The organism is Pseudomonas sp. Irchel 3F6, from assembly GCF_900187595.1.
GTDB lineage: Bacteria > Pseudomonadota > Gammaproteobacteria > Pseudomonadales > Pseudomonadaceae > Aquipseudomonas > Aquipseudomonas siliginis.
The window spans coordinates 481,909-502,277 of sequence record NZ_FYDP01000001.1; the positions used below are offsets into that span (position 1 = coordinate 481,909).

Below are 20,369 nucleotides of genomic sequence, written 5' to 3' on the forward strand. Positions count from 1 at the left end.
GGAGTCCCCATGCGCTCAGACACTGAGGCATCGATCATCCTGCCACCGCTGAAAGCAATTCAGGCCTTCGAGCAAACCGCGCGCTTCGGCAACGTCGCCAGGGCAGCAGAAGTGCTGGACCTGACGCCCTCGGCAGTCAGCCATCAACTGGCGAAACTCGAAGGGATGATCGGCCGGCAATTATTCGTTCGCGCTGCTCGGGGCGTCTCGCTGACGCCGGTCGGCGAGCAATACCTCAAGGAAGTCTCCGGGATTCTGCACAGCCTCGCCGTTGCCACCGAGCGTGCGGCCAGCGATGTCAGCCTCGATTGCCTGCGCTTGCACTCATCGCCAAGCTTCGGCCTGCTCTGGCTGATGCCGCGCCTGGAAGCGTTTCGCGCCAGTCATCCGGACATACAGATCAACCTGTCGTGCTCGTATGAATCGCTGCACTTCAGTCGCGACAAGATCGACGTCGATATCCGCCATGGTCTGCCGAACTGGCCAAGCTATGAGGTGCGCACGGTCAGGAATGAGACGTTCGCGGTGCTGACTTCACCGAAACTGCTCGCGCAGCGCCCGGTGCGCGGCGCGGCGGATCTGCTGGAGTGCGATCTGATTCTGTCGGAAGCCACTCTGCTCAAATGGCCGCAATGGTTTGCCCAGCATGGTCTGGCGCGTCCGGAACGGCCATACGCATTGAGCTTCGATCGTTCATACATGTCGCTGGAAGCGGCGAGTCATGGCTTGGGTTTCGCGCTGGAAAGCACATTGCTGGCGCAGAAGTATTTGGCCGCGGGCACGCTGGTTGAAGTCGCGCCTGAATCACTGAGTGCTGCGGTGGCGGCGCACCATTTGGTTTTCCCCAAGGCGCACTCCAGCTTTCCACGGGTCAGGCGTTTTCTGGCGTGGATGGAGAGCGAGTTGGGCCACGAGTTCGCGTATTGAGTCGGGATTAATTCTTTCAAACTCTCTGAACCGCTCAAGGTCAATCCATTATCGGTCTTGATCATTCACGCAAGAACGCACTTTACCGCGCACTGCCGATCCGCGAAAAACCAAAGGCTGAGCAGGCTGTTGTTTTCTGTGTTCATCGTTTCTTTAGAAGGGGCTGATTTATGGTCATCACATGTCTGGGATGGGGATCACTGATCTGTAAGCCGGGGAAGCGATGAGCACCCGCAGCCAGGCGCAGATTGCCGCGATCTTCGATCAGCTGTTGGCACTGCGAGAAAGCGTGGACATTCTTCAGCACGTGGAGAGCAGTAGCGTCGAGTCGCTGCGTGGTCATCAGACCGTGGACGCCCCCGAGTCGCTGGATCTGGTGTTTCAAAAGCTGCAAGAAGACATCGCCAGCATGGAGGAAACCTTGGCGACGATTGCCGAGGCTACCGGGGATGTGTCGAAGTTGTGAGGCGCGCGCGGGGTGGCATGCAGAGATGATTTGCCTGGTCTGGCGTCTTCGCGAGCAGGCTCGCTCCCACATTGGATTTGTGAATCGATTGATTTCCGGGATCTGCCGCTAAACCCTGTGGGGGTGAGCCTGCTCACGAAAGCGCTGGGTCAGGCACTTATTCTATTGGATGTGCCGACGCTATCGCGAGCTGGCCCGCTCCTACAAAGGGGCTGGGTCTCTCACCACGCGCAACGCATCCACCACCAGTGAAAACGCCGGCGACGGTTGGCGGCGGCTGGGGTAGTAGAGGTGGAAGCCACCGAACGGTTCGCACCAGTCTTCCAGCACTCTGACCAAACGCCCTTCAGCCAGGTGCGTACCGAACTCGTCTTCAGGCAGGTAGGCAATCCCTAACCCGTTCACAGCCGCGTCGGCGATGTGCACGGTGGAATTGAACACTAGTTGCCCGTCGACCCGTACTTTCAGCTTTTTGCCCTGGCGCTCGAATTCCCAGGCATCGACACCGTCGTAGGTCGGAAAGCGGATGTCGATGCAGCGGTGCGCCGCCAGATCGCGCGGATGTTGCGGGGCGGGGTGCTGGGCGAAGTAGCTGGGCGAAGCGACCACGGCCATGCGCAGTGGCGGGCCGATCGGTACGGCGATCATGTCTTGGGCGACGGTATCGCTGAAACGCACGCCGGCATCGAAGCGGTCGGCCACGATGTCGCGGAAACCGTAGTTGATATCGAACTCGAGCTTGATGTCCGGATATTGCAGCAATAGTGGCGTCAGCTTGGGCAGCAGGGTGGTCTTGATGATGTTGTCGCCGCAGGTGATGCGCACCGTGCCAGCGGGCTTGTCGCGCAACTCGGTCAGGGCGTCCAGCTCGGCTTCAATTTCATCGAAACGGTGCCCGACGGTGTGCAACAGGCGTTCGCCGGCCGCGGTCAGTGACACGCTGCGCGTAGTGCGGGTCAGCAAGCGAATTTTCAGACGTGCCTCCAGCGCCGAGACTACCTGGCTCACCGCCGATTGCGTCACGCCCAGTTGCACCGCCGCGCGGGTGAAGCTGCCGCTGCGGGCAACCGTGACGAAGGCGAGCAGGTCGTTGAAATTGGGTTTGGCCATGGGCGCGCGCTCGGGTTTATTGATTAGCAGAGTTTATAACCGCATTAAGCACTCATTAGCTAATCAAAGTCTCGAGCGTGCGCAACAATACCTTCATCCCGGCCACGACTGGCTTCTCGATCAAGGACGCCCCCATGAAACGACTGTTCATACTGCTCGGGTTTCTCCTGAGTTCATTCACTGCATTCGGAGCTGACATGTCCCACGGTGCTGACAATTTTTTCAAGAGCGATAAGGTGACCGTGCAGAAGGTCAGCTTCAAAAATCAATATCAACTCACCGTGGTCGGCAACCTGTTTGTCCCTAAAGGACTCGACCCGGCAGCGCGTAGCGCGGCGATTATCGTTGGTCATCCGATGGGCGCGGTAAAGGAGCAGAGCGCCAATCTGTACGCACAGAAACTGGCGGAGCAGGGCTTTGTCACCTTGTCGCTGGATCTGTCGTTCTGGGGCGAAAGCGAGGGCGCGCCGCGCAATGCCGTGCTGCCGGACATGTATGCCGAAGACTTCAGCGCGGCCGTCGATTACCTCGGCACACGGCCATTCATCGACCGCGAGCGCATCGGCGTGTTGGGCATTTGCGGTAGTGGCAGCTTCGTGATCAGCGCGGCGAAAATCGACCCGCGCATGAAAGCCATCGCCACGGTCAGCATGTACGACATGGGCGCCGCCAACCGTGACGGCCTAAAGCATTCGCAAAGCCTTGAGCAGCGCAAGCAGATCATTGCGCAAGCGGCCGAGCAGCGTTACGCCGAGTTTACTGGCGGCAAGGTCGAATACACCGGCGGCACGGTGCTGGAACTGAAGGCCGACACCCATCCGATCCAGCGTGAATTCTTCGATTTCTACCGCACCCCGCGCGGCGAATTCACCCCGGCCAGCTCGACGCCGCAACAGACCACGCGCCCGACGCTGAGCAGCAACACCAAGTTCATGAACTTCTATCCATTCGTCGATATCGAGAGCATCTCGCCGCGCCCGATGTTGTTTATTGCCGGTGCCGATGCGCACTCCCGTGAGTTCAGCGAAGAGGCGTTCCGGTTGGCGGGGCAGCCGAAAGAACTGGTGATTGTGCCGAATGCCGGTCATGTCGATCTGTACGACCGGGCCGAGCTGATTCCTTTTGCCAAGCTGACGCAGTTCTTCAAGAGCAACCTGAAGTAACTTTCAACGCGACGGAGCAAAGCGATGCGGATTTTTGCCAACGGCTGGAAGGGATTCGTACTGATGGCATGGCTGCCCTTTGCTCAGTCTGCTGCTAACCCGGAGGAGACCACGATGTGGATGACCGTCGGAGAACACCGTTTTGCCATTGCTCTTGAGGACAACCCGAGCACTCGGCAATTGCTCACGCGATTGCCGCTGAGCCTGAACATGGTCGACCTGCACAGCAACGAAAAATACGCCACCGTGCAGCCGCCCTTGCCCACGCAGCCCTATCGGCCGGGCACGATCCACAACGGCGATTTCCTTTTGTATGGCGACGATACGTTGGTGGTCTTCTACAAAACCTTCGATTCGTCTTACCGCTATTCGCGGCTTGGTCGCATCGACCGGCCGCAGGACTTGGCCGAGACCTTGGGGCGTGGCGATGTGCGGGTGACGTTCACGCTGGATGAGTGAGGAGATTCATTGATGAAGCTGAAAACCTGCATCAGCCGCGCCTTCTGCGCATTGTGGCTCTCGGCTGCGCGGTCCTCGCCAGCGCAGCCTGCGTGAATCCTCTGTGCGCCAATCCTTCCCGATCACCGGAGAAACCGATCATGCAAGAACAACCTCTGACGCTTAAGCAACTGGCGATCGCCCCGATTGCCGCCAACGCTGCAATCGGCGACATGCCGCGTTTGCACGACGCACTCAATCGTGGTCTCGATGCCGGGCTGAGCATCAGCGAGACCAAGGAAATTCTGGTGCAGCTGTACGCCTACGCCGGGTTCCCGCGCAGCCTCAACGCCTTGTCATTGCTGATGAAGGTTTTGCAGGAACGCGCTGCTCGGGGCATCGAAGACGTGCCGGGACGCGAGCCGGGTCCGGTTCCGTCGGGATATGCGCTCACCGAACTCGGCACCGACAATCAGACTCGTCTGGTCGGTGCGCCAGTGTCCGGCCCACTGTTCGAATTCGCCCCGGCGATCGATCAGTTCCTGAAAGTGCACTTGTTCGGCAACATCTTCGCCCGCGACAACCTGGCATGGACGGATCGGGAACTGGCGACGGTTGGCGCGCTGGCGGCAATGGCTGGGGTGGAATCGCAGCTGGAGTCGCATTTGAAGATCAGTCTGAATGTGGGAATGACGGTTGAGCAGTTGCTGCAAGTAGCGCAGGAGTTGGAGGCGCGTGGGGATTTGCAGGCTGCTGAGCGGGTGGGTGCGGGGCTGGGGAAAATCCAGCGGTGAGGGCGGCTCGGATTCATTGCCGCCCTGTTAACGCAATTTCTACAGTGCGCGCTGGCGCCGACTCGCTCCCGGTGAGCTTCCCGTTATCCGCTTGAACGCACGACTGAACGCCGCTTGGGAGGTGTAGCCCAAGCGCTGCGCCACTTCTTCGATCGGCAGTCTTTCCAGTGTCAGCCACTGACTGGCCAAGCGCATGCGCAGTTCGGTGGCGTAGCGCAGCGGCGGGGTGCCGAGGGTGGTCTGGAAGCGTTCGGCGAAGACCGAGCGTGAGGTGTTGCACAGCGTTGCCAGCTCGGCGACGCTCCAGTCGCGCCCCGGTTGTTGGTGCAGGGCCAGCAAAGCTTTCGACAGACGAGGGTCGCGCAGGGCGGCGACGAGACCGGAGGCATTGCCGCAAGCGCATTCGACCCAGCCACGAACAATCATTGCCGCCACTACGTCGGCAAGGCGAGCGAGAATGCCGGCGAAGCCGATGCGCGCTGCGCTGACTTCGCGTTCCATGGTCGCAAGAATTGGCATAAGCCCCGGATAACGCTGGCCGCCGGCGTCGATCAGCATCAGTCCCGGCATCAGCCGACCGAGGCCCTGCAGGCTGCCGAGCTCGAACTCCATACAGCCACTGAAGAGCAGGGCGCTATCGGGCGAAACGGCGCTGTGACCGACCTGCACCGCGCAGACCGTATCGCCGAGTGGCGCGGCGACGGCGCTGTCAATGTCCTGCACTTCGGCGTTTGGGTGTGACAGCAACTGGTGCGCTGCACCATGGGCAATGAATACCGCATTGCCCGCCGCCAACTCGTAAAGGCTGCCGTCCTCCAGTCGCAACACCGTCGATCCAGCGGCAACGAAGTGGAAATACGCATGGCCCGATTTGTCGCTGAAACCCAGACCATACGGCGGACCGGCGTGGATCCGCCGATACTGCACGCCACGCAGACGCATGCTGCGCAGCAATTCAGTGATCAGGTCTGATGACAGTGAAAAGGAATCAGTGCTGCTCATGTTCGGGGTTTCGATCAGAAGTTCAAGACTGCGCATCATAGATCATCCGGTTTGCCGTCAATAGACTGCCCTCTCGAAATGTCCGAGGGAGTCTGGAAATGAATGAACGTGTAGGTGATGGGCGAGCTGAAGAGGAGCCGATGGTTCCTGCGTGGATGGCGGTTTTCTCACTGGCGATGGGTGTGTTCGGTTTACTCACCGCAGAATATCTGCCGGCCAGCCTGCTGACACCAATGGCGCTGGATCTCGGCGTCAGCGAAGCGCTGGCCGGGCAAGCAGTGACGGTGACCGCATTGGTGGCGCTCTTTGCCGGATTGCTCGTACCTGGATTGACGCGCAGTCTTGATCGGCGGCTGGTCTTGCTCGGTTTCTCGGTACTGATGATCGCGTCGAATCTGCTGGTGGCGCTGTCGTCGAGCCTCGCAGTGTTGCTGATCATGCGCATCCTTTTGGGCATAGCTCTGGGCGGATTCTGGAGCATGGCGGCGGCCGTGGCGATGCGCCTGGTGCCGGCGGCGCTGCTGCCACGGGCGCTATCGATCATCTTCAGCGGGATCGCCGTGGGGACCGTGGTCGCGGTGCCATTGGGCAGTTATCTCGGCGGCCAGTTTGGCTGGCGCAGTGCGTTTTTCGCAGCTGCGGCGGTGGGCGTGGTGACGCTGGTCTTTCAAATGTTCACGTTACCGAGTCTGGCGCCGCATCGACCGTCACGCCTGCGTACGATGCTTGAGGTTTTGCTGCGACCGGGCATTGCCATTGGCATGTTCGGCTGTGGATTGGTGCACACCGGCCACTTCGCGTTGTTCACCTATATCAGGCCATTTCTGGAAAGCACCACCGGAGTCGGCGCGCAGACGCTGGCGCTGATGCTGCTCGGTTTCGGCGTGGCGAACTTTGCCGGCACGCTGTTCGCTGGCTGGCTGTTGCAGCGCAATCCACGCGCAACACTGGTGCTGATGCCGGTGTTGGTGGGCGTTGCTGCTCTGGCGTTGGTCGGGTTACCGGCGTCGCTCACCGGGCAGGCGTTGCTTCTGGCTCTGTGGGGGATGGCCTTCGGTGGCGTGCCGGTGGCATGGTCGAACTGGGTGGCGCGATCGATACCCGATCAGGCCGAAAGCGCAGGCGGCATGGTCGTCGCATCGGTGCAGTCGGCGATTGCCGCAGGCGCTGCCGCCGGCGGTTCGGTGTTCAGTTTCAGCGGCATCAATGGCGTGTTTGTAGCAGCTGGAATTCTGATGTTGCTGGCCGCGCTGCTGATTGCCCTGAAGGTCAATGTCGATGTGCCGGAGCCGGGTTCGGCGCCGGTGGCACCGGTGCATTTGTGATTTGATCAATCCGCCTTACGCGTGGCGGCAATTTCCCAGATTTGCATGATCTGAGTGATAGCAGCATCAATGTTATCCAGCGCGGTGTTGTCTCTGGCGAGGATGGATATGCCCTGCAGGAAACTGTCGAATACCGTCGCCATCGCCGCCGCACTTGTGCCGCTGGCCAGCTCGTCGGCATTCACAGCGCGTTCGACGCAGGCTTGAATGCCGGCACGGGTGCGCTGCCTTGAGTGGGTCAGGGCTTGCGCCACATGGGCGGTTTCCGGGCTCGGTGCGCTCATGACGCCGAGGGTAACCATGCAGCCCTTGGGGTGTGTGTCGTCGCACTGCATGCGTGCCGACTGGCGCAAAGCGGTCTCGATCGCCTGGCGTGGTGGCAGGCTGTCGTCCCACAGGCACTCGGTGACTTGCGCATAGGTGGTTAAATAACGCTGCACGCATTCATCGAACAACGCTTCCTTGGAACCGAACGCGGCGTAGAAGCTAGGTGCAGAGATACCGCCACCCAGGCCTGCCTTCAATTGGGCCAGCGATGTCGCGTCGTAGCCGTGTTGCCAGAACAGTTGCAAAGCCTGATCGACGGCGTCGTCGCGATCAAACTGACGGGGGCGACCGGTTCTCGCCATGACCTGACTCCTCATTGATTTAATATAAAGACTAGTCGATACAGAAATTGTTGACAACGCTGCGCATGCACCCTCAGGATCTAGATCGATCGGTATTTAAATCTGAGTCGGTTTTTTCGAGGAGCTTCCAGTGACACCTTCAATCACGTTAACGGCTACGCCAAAAGGTCTGCCCATCGGCGCTTTGCTGGCGCTGGCCATGACTGGCTTCATCTGCATCGTCACCGAAACCCTGCCGGCGGGCCTGTTGCCGTTGATCAGTGAAGGCCTGGCGATTTCGCCGTCCATGGCCGGGCAAATGGTTACCGCGTACGCATTGGGTTCCGTACTGGCGGTGATCCCGATGACCATCGCCACCCGGGGCTGGCGGCGCCGCAACGTGCTGCTGCTGACGATTGTCGGTTTCCTGCTGTTCAATTCGATTACCGCGCTGTCGTCGCATTACGGCGTGACGCTGGTCGCGCGGTTCTTCGCCGGGGTTGCGGCGGGTCTGGCATGGAGTCTGCTGGCCGGCTATGCGCGACGCATGGTTGAGCCCGAACAGCAGGGCAAGGCGTTGGCGCTGGCGATGGTCGGCACACCGATTGCGCTGTCGCTGGGCGTGCCTCTGGGTACGTGGCTCGGTGGGCTGGTCGGTTGGCGCACTACATTCGGTCTGATGTCGGCGCTGACCTTGGTACTGATCGTCTGGGTACTGGTGAAAGTGCCCGACTACCCGCCGCAGCCGGCCCATCAACGCCTATCGCTGAGCAAAGTCCTGACTACCCCGGGCGTGCGTCCTGTGCTAGCAGTGGTGATCAGTTGGATGCTGGCGCACAACATTCTCTACACCTATATCGCTCCGTTCGTGGCGCCGGCGGGCATGGCCGAGCGGGTGGATGTGGTGTTGTTGAGCTTCGGCATCGCCGCTCTGGTCGGGATATGGCTGACGGCGAAGCTGGTCGAGCCGCTGCTGCGTTCGACGGTTCTGCTGAGTTTGGCGACCTTTGCCGCCGTCTGCGTGGCGCTGGGATTTGGCGGAGGCAGCCCAGAGGTGATTTATCTCGGCGTGGCGGCATGGGGTTTAACCTTTGGCGGCGCGGCGACGCTGTTGCAAACGGCGCTGGCTGATGCGGCGGGCGACGGAGCGGATGTCGCCTTGTCGTTGAACGTAGTGGCGTGGAACAGCGCGATCGCTGGCAGCGGTGTCGTCGGCGGCGTGCTGCTCGATCAGTGGGGCGTTACCTCATTTCCGTGGGCCATGCTGGCACTGGTCGCTATCGCCTTCGCCATTGCCTGGGGTGCCCGGGCCCACGGTTTCAAGTCGGGCCCGCGCTCTGTAGAAGCTTCGGTGGTGGCGGGGCATTGAACCCCGCCAGCAGTTTCTTCAACCGCGCTTCGGCAGTTTCCAGTTAGGCCGGATGAAATGGCAGGTGTAGCCGTTCGGAATCCGCTCCAGATAATCCTGATGCTCGGGTTCCGCTTCCCAGAATGGCCCGGCCGGTTCTATTTCCGTAACCACTCGGCCCGGCCACAATTTCGATGCGTCGACGTCGGCGGCGGTGTCTTCAGCGACGGCGCGCTGCTCGTCGTTGAGGTAGTAGATCGCCGACCGGTAGCTCGGGCCAAGATCGTTGCCCTGACGGTTGGGCGTGCTCGGGTCGTGGATCTGAAAGAAGAACTCAAGGATCTGCCGGTAGCTGATCACGGCCGGATCAAACTCGATTTCGATGGCTTCGGCGTGGTTGCCGTGGTTGCGATAGGTCGCATTCGGCACATCGCCGCCGGTATAGCCGACGCGGGTTTTCAGCACACCCGGATAGCGGCGCAACAGATCCTGCATGCCCCAGAAGCAGCCGCCGGCGAGAATGGCAGTTTCGGTTTGAGTGGTCATGGTGTGTGCTTCCTCTCGAGACGATGGGGGGATACCCACTGTTATGAGGGCGGGTTGAGAGAATCCAAGGTCACGCTCATGAGAATCGACCACTGGCCTGCTGATCAAGCGACATGCAGGCGACTGCGATTTTCATCAGATCGTATTCAACCAAAGCCAAAGAACGAACGCAGCTTGCTCGGTGACTTGCGCTCGTAGAACGGTTTGGTCTCCCTGAGGAAGTAATCACTCAGCCCGGCTTGTCCCGTCAGCACGCGGCAAAAATCAACCGGCCCGCCATCAGGGGCTGTGTCCGCAGCGACATTGCCGGCTTCGCGCATGACCTGTTCGATATCGCCATCCGCTTCGATGCCGACGATCAAGTGCGGTTTTTCATCAACCGAGGGGTCGTGCATCAGCGCCAGGAACGCGCGTTTCACATTGGCGTGTTTGGCCAGCAGTTGCGAGAGCGAATGGACCATCGTCGATGGGTAGTCCGAAGGCTGTCCAAGCAAGACGTTGGTTTCTTTTTCAACGGTACGCTGCGTGGCGGGCCGGCCGATTTCGCCTGAGAGCAGGCGTTGCACTTCCTCCGGAAAGAATTCCTTGCCGTACGGCGACTTCGGATTGAGAAAGAGCAGCGCGCCCAGCGTGATTTCGAACAATGATCGGGCAGGGATTTCTACATAGCTCTGCTCGCTGTCGATGGATTGTTGCAGCGTTGGCAGCGAGGAGAAGAACGGAATGACCGGCGTGCCATCGGGCTTCTGCCAATGGGCGATGCTGATGTTGCTGCCGGCTTCGAGATTGACATGACCTTGCGCCGCACCGGCGGTGCCGAGGATGTAGACAGTGGAATCCAGCAGGGTGCGATAGAACTCAGGGCGATGCGCAGGTTCATCGGCCGCCAGTCGGAGCGATGTTTCCAGAGGGTTTTCTTGGGAAGTATCCATGAGGTCAGTCCGTTATTTTCAATGGAGAGCGATGATTATCTGGTCGGTCCGATGAGACGTGCTGTCACGATGATACTCGTCCAGAGATTCGAATCCTGCGTCGTTCTAACCCACACCACAAAGCCAACTGTGGGAGCGAGCCTGCTCGCGAAGGCGTCGTGTCAGTTGAAATAACTCACGGCTGATACACCGCTTTCGCGAGCAGGCTCGCTCCCACATTTGAATTTCGCGTTGGGTCTTATAGCAAACTCCACGAAACCCCAACATAAGCCCCCATCCCTTCACCCGGAGTCGACCGCGCAGCATCCAGACCTTTGTCGTCATACCCCGGCGTGACCGTTGCCGCGTAGCGTTTGCCGGTCAGGTTGCGCATGTCGACCCAACCTTGCCAGTCGCCCTTCGGGGCGTTGTAGCCCAGGGTGGCGCCGAACAGGGCGTAGGGATCGGCGTAGTAGCTGTTGGCGTAGTCCACGGCAACTTTGGAGACCAGTTGCGTGTTCACGGCGGCAAAGAAGCCCTGCGGCCAGTCGTAACGCAGTTCGCCCTGGTAATAATGCATCGGCAGGCCCGGCAAGCGGTTGTCGCCGAAGCGCTCATCGTCGCGGTAGTGGAAGTCGCTGAAGGTGTAGGCCTGGCGCAAGCTCAACTGGCGGCCGTCGGCGGCGGTCCAGAGTTTGTTGTTGAGGCTGGCCTCGATGCCCTGGTGCACGGTCGGGCTGGCGTTGAGTTCGTAGGGCGTGACGGCGTTGGCGTCCGGCAGTACCGAGAGCAGTTCGTGACGAACTTGCGCGTAGTACCAGGCCAGGCTCCATTCGCCCAAATGGCTGTCGCCACGGCCGCCGAGTTCCAGAGTGGTAGCGGTTTGGTTTTGCAGTTCGACCGGGTCGCGCTGGGTGCCGGTGGCGGCGCCGTTGCCGCCAGGGAAGCGCACGTTGGAGCTGTAGATCAGCGACCACGGGTGCGGTGCTTCGACGGAGCGGCTGAGGTTGCCGAACACTTGCACGTCCGGGGTGATCTGGTAGCGCAGGCCGATGCGCGGTGCATAGTCCCAGTCGCTGAGACTGGTCTTGCCGCCGCCCTGCGGATAGGTCACGGCGCTTTCGCGGCGGGTGTAGATCGCGGCTAGGCCGGTGGTCAGCCAGAGGTCGTCGGCAATTTCCAGGTCATTGCCGAAATGCAGCACGGTATCTGAACCCTGATAAGTGAAATTACGCATCCGCGTGCCGGGGGCATAGCTGGCGGTGTTGCCACTCGGGATGCGCACGAACTCGCTGGCGCCATCGTTGGGCAGGTGCTTGGTCACGCGCAGGCCGACATTGCTGCGGCTTTCCATCCCGAACAAAGTGTCGCGGCGTTTGTAGTCGAAGGTGCCGCTAACGTCGGTATAAGCCACCTTCAGCCGGTTGGGGCCTTCGCGCAGATCCATCGGGTAGTCGTGGTAGGCGAGGCCGGTCTGGATGCTCGAATCGTCATCGAGGTAGAACGTGGTCTTGTTGCCGATGAACGTACTGCCGGGCTGCTTGCGGCTGTCATCGCGGGCCACATACGCCGGGTTGGCTGCCCGTGGGCTGTGTTCGATGGAATGCTTGGTCACGCGACCGGCGAGGTCGTTGTCGGTTTCGCGATAGCGAAAGTAGAAGCGGGTTTCCAGATTCGGGTTGAAGCGATAGCCGAAGTTGGCGATCAGGCCTTTGCTCTCGCTGGCGGTGTGGTCCTGATAGCCGTCGGCGTTGGCATCGGTCAGGGACATGTAGTAATCGAAATCTCCCAGCACTTGCCCGGAGCTGACCTGGCGCTGCTGATAGCCATGGCTGCCGGTGGCGTAGCGCACTTGCAGCTTTGGCGCGGTGTAACCGGTGTGGCTGACGTAATCGATAGCGCCGCCCAGTGCCAGCGCGCCGCGATCGAAGCCGTTGGCGCCGCGCAGCACTTCGACATGGTCGACCCACAACGGCTCGAGCAATTCATACGGCGTGCCGCCGGGGCCGGTCAGCGGCAAGCCATCCAGCATCGTGTAGAGCCCCGAGGCGTGGGCACCGGGTGCGCGGTTGATGCCTGAACCACGGATGGAAATCTTCACGCCTTCGTTGCCCGCCGACTGTGCATACACCCCCGGCTGATAGGCCAGCACATCCTGATTGCTGGCAACGCGGCCCTGAATCGGCTGGCGCATGTCGACCACGTTGGTGCCGCCGGGAACCTGCTCAAGGCGTTCCCGCGCTTCTTCGACCGCTGCATCGCTGCCACTGCGCTCATCTGCCGAAATCAGCACTTGCCCCAGCTCCAGACCTTGGGTCTCGGCCATCGCCGGGCAGGCCAGGGCCAGACCGAGCAGGGCAGTGGGCAATGATTTGGACGACGGCATCGAAAAAACTCCAGCAAACAGGGGATCGGGCAATGAACAGTGCGACGTCGGAACAACCTCAGGAAACACATGGCGACAGGGCTTTTTTGCCCGGCAATGGCAAACAACCGGGCGTGAACTAACCTCACGGATCAGGCCCTTCGGGTCAATAAACAAATTCAGCGGGCTGTTGAAGCGCGAGGACAGGTTCATGGCGAAAGACAAGAAGAAACCTGCAAAGGCAATCGAACGTCCGCGCTTGAAAAACAAGGACTATCTCGAACAGCTGCGCAAGCTCCACGTTGAGCTGGTCAAGCTGCGGGAGTGGGTCATCGCCAAAGGTGTCAAGGTTTGTATTGTTTTCGAAGGGCGCGACGGTGCGGGCAAGGGCGGGGTGATCAAGGCGATCACGGAGCGCGTCAGCCCACGGGTGTTCCGCGTGATGGCATTACCGGCGCCAACCGATCGAGAAAAAAGTCAGATGCATGTACAGCGCTATCTGCCGCATCTGCCGGCGGGCGGCGAGGTGGTGATTTTCGACCGCAGTTGGTACAACCGCGCCGGTGTCGAACGGGTCATGGGTTTTTGTACGGAGGAGCAGGCCGACAAGTTTCTCAAGTCGATCCCGTGGGTGGAAAACGCCATCGTCGATTCGGGGGTGATCCTGCTCAAGTACTGGCTTGAGGTCAGTCCGGAGGAACAGACCCGCCGGCTCGAAGCGCGAATCAATGACGGGCGCAAGATCTGGAAACTGACACCCATGGATCTGAAGTCCTACAGCCGCTGGTATGACTACTCACGGGCGCGGGACGAAATGTTCAAGCACACCGACACCGATTGGGCGCCGTGGAGGGTTGCCGACTCGAATGACAAACGTCGTGCGCGGCTGAACATCATCACTGATCTGCTCAGTCGCATCCCCTATGAAGAGGTGAAGCGCGACAAGGTCGAGTTGCCGAAACGGCAGAAGCCGGGCAAGTACCGGGAGCCGGATTATGCGTACAAGCGGGTGGCGGAGCGGTTTTGACATTTGCGGGTTTTTTGGGCGTGGCGGCCTTTGGGCCGACCAGGCTCTTGGGGTTTTGGGTGTATATCCGTTTTTTCGGGTGTTGCGGCTGGCGGTTCCGCTCTTACAGCGGGTCACTTTTGCAGACGCCCAAAAGTAACCAAAACGCTTTGCTCCTGCGTTCGGCCCTCGCAGGCTCGGGTTCCTTCGCTCCGGGATCGATCCTGGCGCAGCGGCTCCGGTTTGCTTCGCTGCACCTACACTCGCTGTGTACGACTGCGTCGTACGGTCGCTGCGCTCCCACGCCCGGATCAATCCCTCCACTCAGCCTTCCGACGTCGCCGGTGAGTCAAGATCAAAAGCACTCGAGCTTGCGCTCATTGTTGAGTGGTGCGGCTTCGCCGCGGGCAGCTGCGCTGCTTTGCGTTTGCTTTGTAGGCGAGCCTGCTCGCGAAGGCGGCCTGACAGCCGACCTGTTCTTGAGCTGGTACGCGATCCAACTGTAGGAGCTGCCGAAGGCTGCGATCTTTTGATTTTGCTTTTCTGTGGGCGTGAGCCTGCTCGCGATGACGGAGGAACATTCAAATTTAATTTGACAGATATACCGCTATCGCGAGCAGGCTCACTCCGACAAGGTTTTGCGCATCAACCGTCCATCCGTCGTCTGCCCTGAACCTCTCTCGCGCTGATTTTTCTACCGGGTAAGTCCCTCAGGAGATACCGGTATGTTCGATCAGCAAAAGCAGGCATCACTGGCGGCATGGCGCAAGATGGCAGAGCAGGCCGAGGGCGATCTGGATCCGGAACAGCAATATGACGAGCTGCTCAAGGCTGCGGATCAGATGGAGGAGCAAGGCCTGATCACCAGTGCCGAATGGCGCCAGTTGGTGCGTGACGCCGGCAACGTTTTCACCTTGAACCAAGAACAGCCACAGCGCTGACAGCTGTCATCGGAGGACGTCCCATGCTCAGTTATCTGTTTATCGGCGCCAACGACGTCGAGCGTTCGGCAGCTTTTTACGAGGCGATTCTGACGCCGCTCGGCTACCGGCATGATCGCGAAGAACACTACTGTTTTTACCTGCCCGATTGCATCGACAAGTCCAACGGCCCCGGCAGTGTGCACATCTCGCAACCGTTCAATGGTGAGCCGGCGACACCCGGCAACGGCATGATGCCGGCGTTTCGCGCCGACTCGCGGCATAAGGTCGATCAGGTGCACAAGGCCGGGCTCGACCATGGCGGCAGCGACGAAGGCGCGCCTGGCACTCGCGAGGCCTATACGCCGGACTTTTACGTGGCCTATCTGCGCGACCCCGAAGGCAACAAGCTGGCTGTGTTCTACAGCGGCTGATGGATGGAGCCTGTTGATTCGGCCCTGATGGCCGCCCGCGCCCAGTTCGCGATCACGATCAGCTTTCACATCGTGCTGGCGGCGTTCAGCATCGGTCTGGCGAATTTCCTCATGGTGCTGGAGGCGTTGTGGTTGAGGACCGGGCGTCAGGTTTATCTGGATGTCTATCGCTACTGGCTCAAAGTGTTTGCGCTGAATGTCGCAGTGGGCACGGCGTCGGGATTGATTCTGGAGTATCAGTTCGGCCTCAACTGGTCACGGCTATCGGTGCAGGCCGGTGATGTCCTCGGTCCGCTGATGTTCTATGAAGTGATGGCGGCGTTTTTCATCGAAGCGGGTTTCCTTGGCATCATGCTCTTCGGCTTGAAGAAAGTCGGCCCGCGTCTGCACTTTTTTGCCACCTGCGCTGTGGCGGTGGGCTCGCTGATCAGCGCGTTCTGGATTCTGTCTGCCAACTCCTGGATGCAAACCCCGGCCGGCTATTCGATTGGCGCGGACGGGCGGTTCCTTGCCGAGGACTGGTGGGCAATCATCTTCAACCCTTCGTTTCCCTATCGCCTGGCGCACATGCTGCTTGCCGTGTTCATCGGCAGCGCGACGCTGATTGCCGGGATCAGTGCCTGGCAATTGCGCAAGGCCCCGGAAAACCCGCGTGCTCGCCTGCAATTCTCCATGGCGCTGTGGGTGATTGCGCTGCTGATGCCGGTGCAGATTGTTATCGGCGATCTGCATGGCCGGCACAGTTTGCAAGCCCAGCCGCAGAAAGTGGCGGCCATCGAAGGCTCGTGGACGCGCCCGGCTCAAGGGGCAGGGGAGCCACTGCGGCTGTTCGCATGGCCGGATATGCAAGAGCGCCGCAACCACTGGGAGGTGGCGATTCCGCGCATTGGTTCCCTCTACCTGCAGCATGACCTGACCAGCACCATCGCCGCGCTTGATGAATTTCCGGCTGAGGACATCCCGCCCGTGGCGCCGGTGTTTTTCGCGTTCCGGCTGATGGTCGGGCTGGGGCTGTTGATGCTTGGGCAGGGTGTGGTCAGCCTGATCCTGCGCCGACGGAATCGCCTGTACACGGCGCGGCTCTGGCTGGGCGCGTGCGTGCTGCTGGCACCGGCCGGGTTTCTGGCGATGCTCAGCGGCTGGGTAGTCACCGAAGTGGGGCGACAGCCGTTCACCGTTTACGGATTGATGCGCACGGCGGACAGTCTGTCGTCGGTGTCCAGGGCTCAAGTCGTCGGGTCGACGTGGCTGATTCTGCTGTTTTATCTGCTGATCTTCGGCATCGGTCTGTGGGTGTTGCTGCGCCTGTTGCGCGAGCCGCCGCAGCAGGACCAACTCGAGCCGCAGCCCACCCTTGCCGACGAAACCGGGCACTGAGGAGTCGCAGACATGGATATCGATTGGCTGACTCTATTGTGCGCTGCCGCATTGGCGTTCTCGGTGATGAACTACGTGTCGCTCGACGGCACCGATCTGGGCGTCGGCATGCTCATGGGCCTCACGGATTGCAAACACCAGCGACGAGCCATGGCGGTGTCGATTCTGCCGGTATGGGACGCCAACGAAACCTGGCTGGTGCTCGGCGGCGGAGGGCTGCTGGCGCTGTTTCCGCTGGCGTATGCGATCTTGCTTCCGGCCCTGTATGTGCCTTTTATCGTGATGTTCCTCGCCTTGATCGCGCGGGCCATGGCGCTGGAGTTTCGCGACTACGCACCGAATGAAACACGCAAGCGCATCGTCGACGGCGTGCTGGCCCTGGCTTCGCTGCTGACCGGGTTGGTCCAGGGCATGGTGCTCGGCACTCTCGTGCAAGGCGTTGCGCATCAGGGCGGTCAATACATTGGCGATGGCCGCGACTGGCTGAATCCGTTCCCGGTATTTTGCGGTTTGGTGCTGGTACTCGGTTACGTCTGGCTGGGGACGTGCTGGTTGTACTGGCGCACCCTGGATGAATTGCAGCAGCGCTCGGCTCGTCAGGCCCGCATGCTGGCGCTGGTCGTCGCGGCACTATTGCTGGTGCTGATCGCATGGACGGCGACGTTGCAGCCGCAATATGCCCGGAGGCTCGCCGATATTCGCCTGTGGTTGCCGGCAGGACTGATCGTCAGCGCTCTAGGATGGGTGTTCAGCAAAGGCTTTCACTGCCGCTTCGACTTCATCCCACTGTTCGCCGCATTGGGCATCTTCGTCCTGGCTTTCGCGGTGATGCTGGTCGCGCTATTTCCCTTCATCATTCCGCCGGATCTGACCTTGAGCGAAGCCGCATCCAGCCCGAACAGCCAGATCTTCATGCTGGTCGGATTCGCCGTGCTGATCCCCATCACGCTGGCCTACAACACCTTCGGTTTCCGCGTATTCAGCGGCAAGGTCCGCGTTGCCAGCGATGGTTGAGATTCACGTTACCCGACCTTTTTTGCTCACCAGCGACAGGCGCGAAGCCCGTAGCAGATCAGCAAAAGCCGCCTTGTCGATCGGCCGACTCATGAAATAACCCTGCACCTCGTTGCATTGATCCTTGCCGAGAATCGCCAGTTGCTCCTCGGTCTCGACGCCTTCGGCGGTCACAGTCAGCCCCATGGCTTTGCCCAGACCGATGATCGCCTGCACCACGGCACGGTCGTTGGCGCCGCTGCTGATCGAGGCGATAAAGCGTTTGTCGATCTTGATCCCGTCGAATGGATAGGCGCGTAGGTAACCGAGCGACGAATAACCGGTGCCGAAGTCGTCCATGTTCAGACGCACGCCGAGCTCCTTGAGCTGATTCATGGTGGTCAGCGCGCCGTCGGTGTCGTTGAGCATCACGTTTTCGGTGATCTCCAGCTCCAGACGGCTGGCCGGGAAACGCGTATCCACCAGCACTTCACGAACATCCTCGACGACATCGCTGAGAGCGAACTGCGCAGGCGAGAGGTTGACCGACAGCAGAATGTCATGGGGCCATTCCAGCGCGGTTTCGCAGGCTTCGCGCAACACCCAGCGGCCCAGCGGCACGATCAGGTCGGTCTGCTCGGCCAGCGGAATGAACACGTCCGGTCCGAGCAACCCTTGGGTCGGATGCTGCCAGCGCACCAGCGCTTCGACTGAAACGATGTGTTTGCCGTCGACCTTGTAGCGCGGCTGATAGTGCAGGACAAATTCGTTGTGCTTGAGCGCGTGGCGCAGGTCATCTTCCATTTGCCGGCGCGTCTGGATCTGGTCGCTCATGTGCGCTTCGAAATAGCACCAGGTGTTCTTGCCGTCGGACTTGGCCTGATACAGCGCGATGTCGGCGTAGCGGATCAGATCGCTGGCGGCAAAACCGTGTCGACGACTCAGGGCGATGCCGATGCTCGCGCCGATGTGCAGCGGATGTTGTTCGTAATTGATCGGTTGATGCAGGCTGCCGATCAGCCGTGTGCAGAATTTGTCGATCTCGTTATGGCTGTCCATGCCGTTGAGCACCACGACGAATTCATCACCACCGAGACGGGCGACGATGTCGTGCTCGCGGGTGCATTCGCGCAGGCGCGTGGCGACTTCCTGGAGAACCGCGTCACCGGCAGGATGGCCGAGGGAATCGTTGATCGGCTTGAAGTTGTCCAGATCGATCATCAGCAGCGACAGCGGCGGCGCGTGTTCCTTCAATACCAGGACGTCGTCGAGATAACGCGCCAGTTTGTTGCGGTTGGGCAGGCCGGTCAGGGCGTCATGCATCGACAGGTGCTGGATCTGCGCATGGGCGGCGACTTCGTCGGTGATGTCGCTGGCAGTGCCGCGATAGCCGACGACGCTGTTCTTGTCGAAAATCGGCCGCGCCGAGAGCCGGCAGTGGCGCGGCTGCCCGGAGTGATCGCGATAAGTGCAGCGCAAATCGCTGGCGCTGTTTTCTTCGCTGAGTTTGCGCAGCCACAGCTCCAGTGGTGTGGTGTCGCAAGTCAGTAATTCGCCGATGTCCTGGCCCAGCCACAGAGCTTGCGGGTAACCGGTGACTTCGCTGAAGCGCGCCGACAGATAGGTCAGCGCCAACTGATCATCAACTTCCCAGATCCAGTCCGACGCCGCTTCGGCCACGGCGCGAAAGCGTTCTTCACTGGCTTCGAGGGCATGATTGGCTTTCTCGAGTGCCTGATTCGAGGCCTGCATGGCATAAATGCTGTTGTCGACGTATTGCGATGAGCGCAATGCATGGCGGAAAAAATAGGCGGTGAGCAGCATCAGCACCAGAAACGTCGCGCCGAGCGGTGGCACCAGCGTCCACAACAATTGCTGACCGGGCCGTTGCAGGTCGGCGACCAGACTGTAGCCGGTGCTGTCGAGGGGCACGCTTGGATGGCCTTTCTCAATGGTTTCATCCGGGACCAGGGTCAGGTTCGTCAGGCCATAACCGCTGCCGATCTTGCGCAGTTTGGTCGGGGTCAGCTTGTCGACGAACACCAGCACCGAGGTGTTTCTCAATTCATCCAGCGGGCGCTCGTCATTGGGAATGATCGCGGCAGCGGTGATCAGCGCCGGCCAGCCTTCGAACAATGAATAACTGCTGATCGGCTTGGTCAGATCAGGCTGACTCAGCACCTGCTCGACCAGCGCCGAGGCGGGCGCTTGCAGTACGCTGGATACGTCGGTTTCAACCATCTGCCCGCGAATCACCGCGTACTTGGTGCGATTGCGATCAAGGACGAACACGCCGTCGTAGCCGTCGCTGGTGAACAGGGTCTTGCCCATGTTCTGTTCGGTGTAGGCCCAGTTGACGTCGATCGGCCCGCTCAAGGCCTCATAGGCGCGGGTCCAGTAGGCATAACTGGTGATGTAGTTTTTCGACGCGGTGATGCGGTTTTCCACGGCGCGCACGGAATAGAACTGGTTCTGTTCCAGATCTTTCGCGTCAAGGGTATTGGCAATGCCAAGCAGGGTGCTGATCGCGGCAATAACGCCAGCGACGAACAGTGCGCCAACGGCGATGGCCAGGCGCCGGGTGACGGCGCGTTGCGGGGTGGGGATTGGCTGCGCAGGGAGAATAACGGCCATGT

19 protein-coding genes are annotated in these 20,369 nt (G+C 60.5%); 12 read left to right on the forward strand and 7 right to left on the reverse strand.

Features of this window, described 5'->3' with window-relative positions; translation table 11 throughout:
* Positions 1-9 precede the first annotated feature (9 nt).
* Together CKW30_RS02140 and CKW30_RS02145 are read left to right on the forward strand one after the other, a co-directional pair.
* Positions 10-927 carry a LysR substrate-binding domain-containing protein gene (locus CKW30_RS02140; RefSeq protein ID WP_024012668.1) on the forward strand — a complete coding sequence of 306 codons (918 nt, stop codon included), beginning with the start codon at positions 10-12 and terminating at the stop codon, positions 925-927.
* 223 nt (positions 928-1,150) lie between these two features.
* Positions 1,151-1,393, forward strand: a complete 243-nt coding sequence (locus tag CKW30_RS02145; RefSeq protein WP_095179690.1) for a hypothetical protein — start codon at positions 1,151-1,153, stop codon at positions 1,391-1,393.
* A 201-nt stretch (positions 1,394-1,594) separates the two neighbouring features.
* On the opposite strand, the gene CKW30_RS02150 is transcribed toward CKW30_RS02145, so the two are convergent.
* The gene (locus CKW30_RS02150; protein WP_095179691.1) at positions 1,595-2,503 is read right to left on the reverse strand and encodes a LysR family transcriptional regulator; all 909 of its coding nucleotides are present in this window, start codon (positions 2,501-2,503) and stop codon (positions 1,595-1,597) included.
* A 134-nt stretch (positions 2,504-2,637) separates the two neighbouring features.
* Here CKW30_RS02150 and CKW30_RS02155 point away from each other — a divergent pair, with 134 nt between their 5' ends.
* The 3 genes from CKW30_RS02155 (at position 2,638) to CKW30_RS02165 (ending at position 4,898) form a co-directional block, all read left to right on the forward strand.
* The gene (locus CKW30_RS02155; RefSeq protein ID WP_095179692.1) at positions 2,638-3,666 is read left to right on the forward strand and encodes an alpha/beta hydrolase; all 1,029 of its coding nucleotides are present in this window, start codon (positions 2,638-2,640) and stop codon (positions 3,664-3,666) included.
* 24 nt (positions 3,667-3,690) lie between these two features.
* Entirely contained in the window at positions 3,691-4,125 is a 435-nt protein-coding gene (locus CKW30_RS02160; RefSeq protein ID WP_224787240.1) for a cyclophilin-like fold protein, read from the forward strand.
* Positions 4,126-4,265: 140 nt separating this feature from the next.
* Entirely contained in the window at positions 4,266-4,898 is a 633-nt protein-coding gene (locus CKW30_RS02165) for a carboxymuconolactone decarboxylase family protein (protein WP_095179693.1), read from the forward strand.
* Between the two features lie 39 nt (positions 4,899-4,937).
* Here the strand turns inward: CKW30_RS02165 and CKW30_RS02170 are convergent, their stop codons facing one another.
* The gene (locus tag CKW30_RS02170; protein WP_371857501.1) at positions 4,938-5,939 is read right to left on the reverse strand and encodes a cupin domain-containing protein; all 1,002 of its coding nucleotides are present in this window, start codon (positions 5,937-5,939) and stop codon (positions 4,938-4,940) included.
* Between the two features lie 59 nt (positions 5,940-5,998).
* Here CKW30_RS02170 and CKW30_RS02175 point away from each other — a divergent pair, with 59 nt between their 5' ends.
* A complete protein-coding gene (locus CKW30_RS02175) occupies positions 5,999-7,225 on the forward strand; it encodes an MFS transporter (RefSeq protein ID WP_143497844.1) in 1,227 nt (408 codons plus the stop codon).
* A 5-nt stretch (positions 7,226-7,230) separates the two neighbouring features.
* Here CKW30_RS02175 and CKW30_RS02180 read toward each other — a convergent pair whose 3' ends face one another.
* Complete coding sequence (locus tag CKW30_RS02180; RefSeq protein WP_056785092.1) at positions 7,231-7,854, reverse strand: TetR/AcrR family transcriptional regulator; 624 nt, start codon at positions 7,852-7,854, stop codon at positions 7,231-7,233.
* Between the two features lie 130 nt (positions 7,855-7,984).
* Here CKW30_RS02180 and CKW30_RS02185 point away from each other — a divergent pair, with 130 nt between their 5' ends.
* On the forward strand, positions 7,985-9,202 hold the full coding sequence (locus CKW30_RS02185; RefSeq protein ID WP_076563247.1) for an MFS transporter: 1,218 nt from the start codon (positions 7,985-7,987) through the stop codon (positions 9,200-9,202).
* An 18-nt stretch (positions 9,203-9,220) separates the two neighbouring features.
* Here CKW30_RS02185 and msrA read toward each other — a convergent pair whose 3' ends face one another.
* From msrA to CKW30_RS02200, 3 genes are all read right to left on the reverse strand, one after another.
* Complete coding sequence (gene msrA / locus CKW30_RS02190) at positions 9,221-9,727, reverse strand: peptide-methionine (S)-S-oxide reductase MsrA (protein WP_016774420.1); 507 nt, start codon at positions 9,725-9,727, stop codon at positions 9,221-9,223.
* 146 nt (positions 9,728-9,873) lie between these two features.
* Positions 9,874-10,659, reverse strand: a complete 786-nt coding sequence (gene sseB, locus CKW30_RS02195) for an enhanced serine sensitivity protein SseB (RefSeq protein ID WP_095179694.1) — start codon at positions 10,657-10,659, stop codon at positions 9,874-9,876.
* 238 nt (positions 10,660-10,897) lie between these two features.
* A complete protein-coding gene (locus CKW30_RS02200; protein WP_095179695.1) occupies positions 10,898-13,024 on the reverse strand; it encodes a TonB-dependent receptor domain-containing protein in 2,127 nt (708 codons plus the stop codon).
* Between the two features lie 190 nt (positions 13,025-13,214).
* On the opposite strand from CKW30_RS02200, the gene ppk2 reads away from it, so the two are divergent.
* The 5 genes from ppk2 (at position 13,215) to cydB (ending at position 17,754) form a co-directional block, all read left to right on the forward strand.
* Positions 13,215-14,030, forward strand: coding sequence for a polyphosphate kinase 2 (gene ppk2, locus CKW30_RS02205; RefSeq protein ID WP_095179696.1), 816 nt, complete (start codon positions 13,215-13,217; stop codon positions 14,028-14,030).
* A 704-nt stretch (positions 14,031-14,734) separates the two neighbouring features.
* Entirely contained in the window at positions 14,735-14,950 is a 216-nt protein-coding gene (locus CKW30_RS02210) for a hypothetical protein (RefSeq protein ID WP_095179697.1), read from the forward strand.
* A gap of 23 nt (positions 14,951-14,973) precedes the next feature.
* A complete protein-coding gene (locus CKW30_RS02215; protein WP_095179698.1) occupies positions 14,974-15,363 on the forward strand; it encodes a VOC family protein in 390 nt (129 codons plus the stop codon).
* A gap of 3 nt (positions 15,364-15,366) precedes the next feature.
* On the forward strand, positions 15,367-16,740 hold the full coding sequence (locus CKW30_RS02220) for a cytochrome ubiquinol oxidase subunit I (RefSeq protein WP_095179699.1): 1,374 nt from the start codon (positions 15,367-15,369) through the stop codon (positions 16,738-16,740).
* Between the two features lie 12 nt (positions 16,741-16,752).
* Positions 16,753-17,754 carry a cytochrome d ubiquinol oxidase subunit II gene (cydB, locus tag CKW30_RS02225; RefSeq protein WP_095179700.1) on the forward strand — a complete coding sequence of 334 codons (1,002 nt, stop codon included), beginning with the start codon at positions 16,753-16,755 and terminating at the stop codon, positions 17,752-17,754.
* Positions 17,755-17,757: 3 nt separating this feature from the next.
* On the opposite strand, the gene CKW30_RS02230 is transcribed toward cydB, so the two are convergent.
* Positions 17,758-20,367: an EAL domain-containing protein gene (locus tag CKW30_RS02230; RefSeq protein ID WP_095179701.1), complete on the reverse strand. Its 2,610-nt coding sequence runs from the start codon at positions 20,365-20,367 to the stop codon at positions 17,758-17,760.
* Positions 20,368-20,369: the final 2 nt, after the last annotated feature.

Bases quoted from the DNA above. Each gene is read 5' to 3' on its own strand.
- CKW30_RS02215 (WP_095179698.1), top strand. From the start codon at position 14,974: ATGCTCAGTTATCTGTTTATCGGCGCCAACGACGTCGAGCGTTCGGCA.
- CKW30_RS02210 (WP_095179697.1), top strand. From the start codon at position 14,735: ATGTTCGATCAGCAAAAGCAGGCATCACTGGCGGCATGGCGCAAGATG.
- CKW30_RS02170 (WP_371857501.1), bottom strand. From the start codon at position 5,939: ATGATGCGCAGTCTTGAACTTCTGATCGAAACCCCGAACATGAGCAGC.
- CKW30_RS02180 (WP_056785092.1), bottom strand. From the start codon at position 7,854: ATGGCGAGAACCGGTCGCCCCCGTCAGTTTGATCGCGACGACGCCGTC.
- ppk2 (WP_095179696.1), top strand. From the start codon at position 13,215: ATGGCGAAAGACAAGAAGAAACCTGCAAAGGCAATCGAACGTCCGCGC.
- CKW30_RS02220 (WP_095179699.1), top strand. From the start codon at position 15,367: ATGGAGCCTGTTGATTCGGCCCTGATGGCCGCCCGCGCCCAGTTCGCG.
- CKW30_RS02145 (WP_095179690.1), top strand. From the start codon at position 1,151: ATGAGCACCCGCAGCCAGGCGCAGATTGCCGCGATCTTCGATCAGCTG.
- CKW30_RS02155 (WP_095179692.1), top strand. From the start codon at position 2,638: ATGAAACGACTGTTCATACTGCTCGGGTTTCTCCTGAGTTCATTCACT.
- CKW30_RS02140 (WP_024012668.1), top strand. From the start codon at position 10: ATGCGCTCAGACACTGAGGCATCGATCATCCTGCCACCGCTGAAAGCA.
- msrA (WP_016774420.1), bottom strand. From the start codon at position 9,727: ATGACCACTCAAACCGAAACTGCCATTCTCGCCGGCGGCTGCTTCTGG.
- CKW30_RS02175 (WP_143497844.1), top strand. From the start codon at position 5,999: ATGAATGAACGTGTAGGTGATGGGCGAGCTGAAGAGGAGCCGATGGTT.
- CKW30_RS02200 (WP_095179695.1), bottom strand. From the start codon at position 13,024: ATGCCGTCGTCCAAATCATTGCCCACTGCCCTGCTCGGTCTGGCCCTG.
- cydB (WP_095179700.1), top strand. From the start codon at position 16,753: ATGGATATCGATTGGCTGACTCTATTGTGCGCTGCCGCATTGGCGTTC.
- CKW30_RS02160 (WP_224787240.1), top strand. From the start codon at position 3,691: ATGCGGATTTTTGCCAACGGCTGGAAGGGATTCGTACTGATGGCATGG.
- sseB (WP_095179694.1), bottom strand. From the start codon at position 10,659: ATGGATACTTCCCAAGAAAACCCTCTGGAAACATCGCTCCGACTGGCG.
- CKW30_RS02230 (WP_095179701.1), bottom strand. From the start codon at position 20,367: ATGGCCGTTATTCTCCCTGCGCAGCCAATCCCCACCCCGCAACGCGCC.
- CKW30_RS02165 (WP_095179693.1), top strand. From the start codon at position 4,266: ATGCAAGAACAACCTCTGACGCTTAAGCAACTGGCGATCGCCCCGATT.
- CKW30_RS02150 (WP_095179691.1), bottom strand. From the start codon at position 2,503: ATGGCCAAACCCAATTTCAACGACCTGCTCGCCTTCGTCACGGTTGCC.